General features: G+C 55.6%; 3 protein-coding genes and 3 pseudogenes. 4 read left to right on the top strand and 2 right to left on the bottom strand.

Annotation, left to right across the window (positions count from 1 at the left end):
• Together FEV53_RS19490 and FEV53_RS19485 are read left to right on the top strand one after the other, a co-directional pair.
• Positions 1-281 (top strand): annotated as a pseudogene (locus FEV53_RS19490) (IS5/IS1182 family transposase); the annotation flags it as partial.
• Positions 282-363: 82 nt separating this feature from the next.
• Complete coding sequence (locus FEV53_RS19485; RefSeq protein ID WP_142836327.1) at positions 364-813, top strand: tetratricopeptide repeat protein; 450 nt, start codon at positions 364-366, stop codon at positions 811-813.
• Positions 814-1,337: 524 nt separating this feature from the next.
• Here the strand turns inward: FEV53_RS19485 and FEV53_RS19480 are convergent.
• Positions 1,338-3,788 carry a calcium-binding protein gene (locus tag FEV53_RS19480; RefSeq protein WP_142836326.1) on the bottom strand — a complete coding sequence of 817 codons (2,451 nt, stop codon included), beginning with the start codon at positions 3,786-3,788 and terminating at the stop codon, positions 1,338-1,340.
• Positions 3,789-4,111: 323 nt separating this feature from the next.
• Here FEV53_RS19480 and FEV53_RS19475 point away from each other — a divergent pair.
• Positions 4,112-4,246, top strand: a pseudogene (locus tag FEV53_RS19475) (IS5/IS1182 family transposase); the annotation flags it as partial.
• Between the two features lie 20 nt (positions 4,247-4,266).
• Here FEV53_RS19475 and FEV53_RS19470 read toward each other — a convergent pair.
• Positions 4,267-4,827, bottom strand: a pseudogene (locus FEV53_RS19470) (IS5 family transposase); the annotation flags it as partial.
• A gap of 94 nt (positions 4,828-4,921) precedes the next feature.
• On the opposite strand from FEV53_RS19470, the gene FEV53_RS19465 reads away from it, so the two are divergent.
• Positions 4,922-5,366 (top strand): transposase (locus tag FEV53_RS19465; RefSeq protein WP_142836325.1); only part of this gene is annotated, 445 nt, incomplete at its 3' end.

Here is a 5,366-nt window from a genome sequence, read left to right as displayed (position 1 = left end):
CCCGCAAGAACGCCAATCCCTGGAAACCAACGAGCCCCGGAGCCATTGCCCGCAATGAGGCACTGCGCGCGTCCAAATATTTGGGTCGTGCCATCTGGCGACGATGGTCTGGCTACCACCGCCGGAGCCGGGTCGAGAGCAAGATGAACTGCATCAAGCTGCCCGGCCAATCCCTCATGGCCCGAGACTTCGACCGCCAGGTCGCCGAGCTGCAAGTTCGTATCGCCGTGCTGAACGGCTACACCGCGCTCGGCGCACCCATTACTCTGGCCGTAGGATAGGTCCCTCCGGGGAAAGGGGAACCGCGCTCAGACCCCGATTTGTGCAACAGCACCGGATAGACACGGAAGATGTGGATATTTGTTGGCGAAATGCGCCGACCTTACGGAGGATGTCCGCGGGGACCACGACGCGGCAGAGGCGCTCTACGCCCGGGCCATCGAGGCGGATCCAAAGCACGCAAACAATCTCGGCAACTATGCAAAGTTTACCTTCAAGATGGGATCCGCAGAACAGGGGGCGCGGCTTCTGTCACTTGCGGAAGCGCATTGCGAGGGACCGGACGAGTTGAGAACCGAGCTTGCTTTCTACCGGTATGCTCACATACGCGGCGCGTCGATCGCTGATCTGCGCAGGTACATCGACAAGGAGCAACGCACACCGGGCTGGCCATTGGTTGAAAACGTTCGGCGAGCGATCGCAGACGGTCATCCTCAACCAGAGATGTTGAAGGATCTCGCAGATGTCTTGAGTCATGGTGTCAACGCCTCAACTCTTAACAGACATGCCGCTTGGCGTGATGCGTCAGGTTGAGGTGACCCGCTCCAGTAAGTCATTTGCTGTAGGCAGCCGAACCTAGAAATGCTGCTTCGTCCCACTCTGGCGACCTTCGCCTGATGTTCGATGCTGCACAAAGTGCAAACGACCGGTCTGGTGAAGCTGCACTGCAGCGGTGTCAGTCATGGTGAAGGGTCGCCATAGGCGAGAACCGACGATGCGCCTAGCGTATTCATCTTGGGTGAGAACGCACGGGCGCGGTTTTTTGGCGCCGTTTTACGATGAACATAGGTGCGGATCGTCACCGGAGGCAGCGCACCTGCGGTTGGACTGGACCGACATTTAAGACTGGTGGAGGGCTGACCCCAAAGGTAGCGCCGCCCGGCTTTTCGGGCGACTATCCTTGTGCGATGGAGACGGCAAGCAAGCCGACAAAAATCCGGCCTCAATTCGCAATTGTTACGCAGGTCTTAAGCTTTTTACTTTTTATCAACGGCATAGGATGCGGTCTTGGGGCGCCACCTGCTTCTGAGAACAGAAGACCAACTGGCTTTTGTCCCTCAGAAATAATCTTCATAACTCACACCGAGAAAGGTGATCGTGTCATCGTCACCAAACGTGATCACCAGATCTCCTGCTTCTGATGCCGCAACGGTGTAGTCAGGACCCGGGTTCAGCACGTCAACAACCGACCCCGCGATGACCAGCGTTTCTGTCGCAACGTCGAAATCGGTTATCTCGGCCCGCCCCATGCGGGAAAGAGATGGAGCCTTAAAGGCGAATGAATCAACGCCATCACCACCGGTGAGAATTTGGCGGGCTCCGTAGGCGAGATTTCCGACGAGGATATCATCACCAGCGCCACCGTCTAGGACGACTGACTTCGATCCGGCCAAAAGAGTGTCATTGCCTTCCTCTCCGTAAATGCGTCCGCTGACCGCGATGAGCCTGACAAAATCATCATCCGCCCCACCATAGACATTCACACCGCGGCCTTTGGCTAAGTTGATAATATCATTTCCGCCATAGCCGTAGATTTCATGCGGTCGTTTGTTGAATGTTAATACATCGCCGCTTTCATCCGTATGGCTGGTCGAGATGATGTCATCGCCCGCTGTACCGTCGACTTTGCCATCTGCAAAATAATTTTCCTTCAGAATGCTCGATGTGAGGTCGCTGGTCCGGACACCGTAGAGGTAAGAAACCGTGCCATCGGGCAACTCGATCGCGACCGCTTCAACCGGCGTGTCGTTCGTCGTAAAGGAGGTGTTGTCCCCGGTCGCGATATTGCTGATGACACCTTCACTGATCAGATCAGCGTCGCGCATGTAACCCATGAGGGCATCAAAATTCGTTATGCCTGAGAGGTCGACCGCCGAGAGGTCGAGCAGGTCTTCGGTGATAGAGAAATCGACGATGATATCGCCCGCAGCGCCGGAGATCTGGAACACATCTGCTCCTGTCCCGCCATTCATTTGATCGAAGCCCGAACCGCTGACAAGATGATCATTGCCTGATCCACCATAAAGGTGATTGATACCCGTGCCGCCGACCAGACGGTCATTGCCCTGCTGACCAAAGAGAAAATCGTCATTCCCGCCGCCGCTCAGAACGTCGTCGCCCTCCCCTCCATAGAGAAAATCATTGCTCGTATCGGTACCCGTCAGAGTGTCATTTCCACCATAGCCGAATGCCTCGCCGACAAAGACCGTCCCGTCTGCGTTCTGCGTATATCCAGATACTGGCTCGAAATAGTCAGCCTCGTATCTCTGGTTCTGCATTCTCTTCACAACAAACGGCACGACGTCGATATTGTCGGCACCTGCATTTTCTCCCGGACTATCCGCGAGTGACATTCCATTCATGATATGCGCCAGCGCGAACTGATTCTTGATCACGACGCGAAAATTGTCTCCATTTCCTGCCAGATCAAAGAAGGCATCAGGCCCGTAGGCGTCGAATACGCCGTATCCTACTCCGTTTTCAGCCAACCATTCCAGTGAGCTGGCCAGCGCGTAATTCGGCCCGAGACCTCCGGCGAGACTTTCGATGTGGCTGTCAATGGCCGTCGCCGTGATAATCACATCGTCTTGGAGAATTGGCGCAAAATACTCCGCAAATGTCGCCTCAATGCCCGCTTGCGTGGATGGCCATGAGAGACCACCCGGACCACTGTTCGGACCATCTGTGACGGAATTCAGAAAGAACTGCAGCGACCATACGAGGTCCGGACCGACAGCCGCCCGAAGATGATCTGCGGCCGTCTGGCCGTCCCACGACTCCTTCACAAACCGATCAATCCGAGAGCCAAAGTTCCACCCACCGATCAAGACTTTCGAATCAGCGAAGATCTGCGTCCCGTCGCCCCCAGTGTAACTCTTCACGAAGTCCGCGAACCGACCCGCGTGGTCCACATAGAGTTGGACGAAGTCATTTTTCGAGTAGCTGATCCCGACGCTGTCTTTTTCTGTGAGATCCACACCGTCCCGAGCCGCCATATTGTAGGCAGCGGGCTCGTTGGCCATTTCGAGGCCATAGACCGCATTTTTGACCTCCGGCCGGGCGTCGATCCAGTCAGCCAATTCTCCGAAGGCTGTCAGACGGTTGTCTACGAAGTAGGTTTCGAGCGCCGTGTAGACCTCACCACTGGAGACCTCGCTCGGCGCCTCATTGATGAGGGCAAGCGGTACGCCTTTCAGATCGGCATGTCGGGTCTGGGCGGACGCATAGGTAAAGACAAAGTTGAAGCCTTTGCTCGCCGCCACCTCGATCAGCTCTGCATAGAGCGGAGGCAGATCACCATTTTCGTCAAATGAATTTGAGTTGAAAAAGAGTCGAAGAGTGTTCGCCTGAGGGTTTAGTTCTTTCAGCTTGTCGACGTAATATTCGACTTTTCCTTCCCGAAGGTCGATAGGTTGATAGGCTGAGTTTGTTGCATTCCAGAGCGTTGCGTTTGAGCCGACCTGCACGAACTGGGGGGTAATTGTGTTAATTTCTGAGACCTTCGACATTTTGACCTCCTCGCCAGACGGTTTAAGGGCCACACAGCCTGAAAACCCTAAATCGAGTGAGTGATTTGTTGCGCGTTCTTGTGCGACCAATCTGTGACTTATGTGTTTCGATTTCGTATATTCAGCGAGTCTTTGATGAATAAATACCTACCCGTTATTCCACTTCTTATTTGTGGAAATTTTGGATTAACCTCTATTCAAAAGTGTAATATTGTTCGACTTTTGGATAAGAAAGGAGGTTTTGACGTGAGTGTTAATTAAGGTCAGGACCCATTGATTTCTGTTTTGCGGCGTGATTCACGGCTCAAAAACGAGCGATAACCATATTTGATCTGTTCTGGTTGACGGACGCGCAGATGGCGCGTCTGCAACCTTTCTTTCCGAAGTCCCGCGGCAAGCCGCGCGTCGATGACAGACGTGTTTTGAGTGGAATTATCGTTATTAATCACAATGGCTTAGGATCTGGCCTGATTGAGTTTCACAACCAGGAGCTCACGAGAGCTGCGAGAGCGATAGGAGACAGGAACACGACGGATGATCTGTCATACCGTGTCGTCACCCGTCTCCAGGCCTTCAATCTGATGAACATGATCTCGATCCGGTTGCGCCGCTTGTCGTATTTGATGGGTCTCTTGCGCTGCTTGCGACCTGGAATGCAGGCCTTTATGCCCTTGTCTTCTAACGCTTCCCTGAACCAGTCGGCGTCATAGCCCCGGTCGCCTAGCAGCCATTCGAGCTTGGGCAGATTGCTGCACAGCGCCCGCGCACCGACGTAATCGCTGATCTGACCGGCTGTGATGAGCAGGTTCAGAGGACGTCCGAGACGATCGCCGACCGCGTGCAGCTTGGTGTTCATCCCGCCTTTCGTTCAACCGATGGCGCGCCCGCGCTTGTCGCCCGGCCCCCCTTTCTTTGCCCGCAGGCTGGAGGCCGTACGGTGCGCCTTGAGGTCATTCGGCCGTCTGCTCGGACCGATGGCGCCAACGGCCTCATCATCGATCATAACCGTTTCTTCTTCGCCCTGAACAACACCCATCCCATTGTTTTTTCGATATAACACAGTGTCTCCGGTAGGCTTCAGGCCCGGCATCTGGTATTTTTGCAGCCGGATCCCTGCAATTTCGAGCTGCGATATGAAGCCCGGAAAGCCTTCCCCGAAACAGAGTGATCTGCTGCGCGCGCGACGGGTCGGGATGATCGACATGCGCCACGAATTGGTGAAGCTCGCCGCTCTGATCGACCGGGAGGTGTTCAAGCGGGAATGGGCCGGGTTGTTCCCGTCGCAGACCGGTCGCCCTGCCACGCCGACGCGCCTGGTCGCGGGGCTTTTGTATCTCCGGCACGCCTTTCGGTTGTCCGACGAGGCGGTCGTGGTACGGTGGGCCGGGACGCCTTACTGGCAGCATTTCTGCGGCGAGACGGTCTTCCGGCATCGCCTGCCGATCGACCCCTCGTCGATGACGCGTTGGCGCAACCGGATCGGCGAGGAAGGTGTCGAGTGGCTGCTGTCCGGGACGATCAGGGCCGGACAGCGCGCCGGAGTGGGGCAGGATGCACCATCTCCAGAAGACTGCTGTC

This window comes from Palleronia caenipelagi, from assembly GCF_007004065.1.
Lineage (GTDB): Bacteria > Pseudomonadota > Alphaproteobacteria > Rhodobacterales > Rhodobacteraceae > Palleronia > Palleronia caenipelagi.
The sequence above is the reverse complement of the archived record's forward strand: the minus strand, read 5'-3'. Positions and strand labels throughout refer to the sequence as shown.

Excerpts from the sequence above, each read along its gene's own strand:
- FEV53_RS19480 (WP_142836326.1), bottom strand. The coding sequence starts at position 3,788 with ATGTCGAAGGTCTCAGAAATTAACACAATTACCCCCCAGTTCGTGCAG.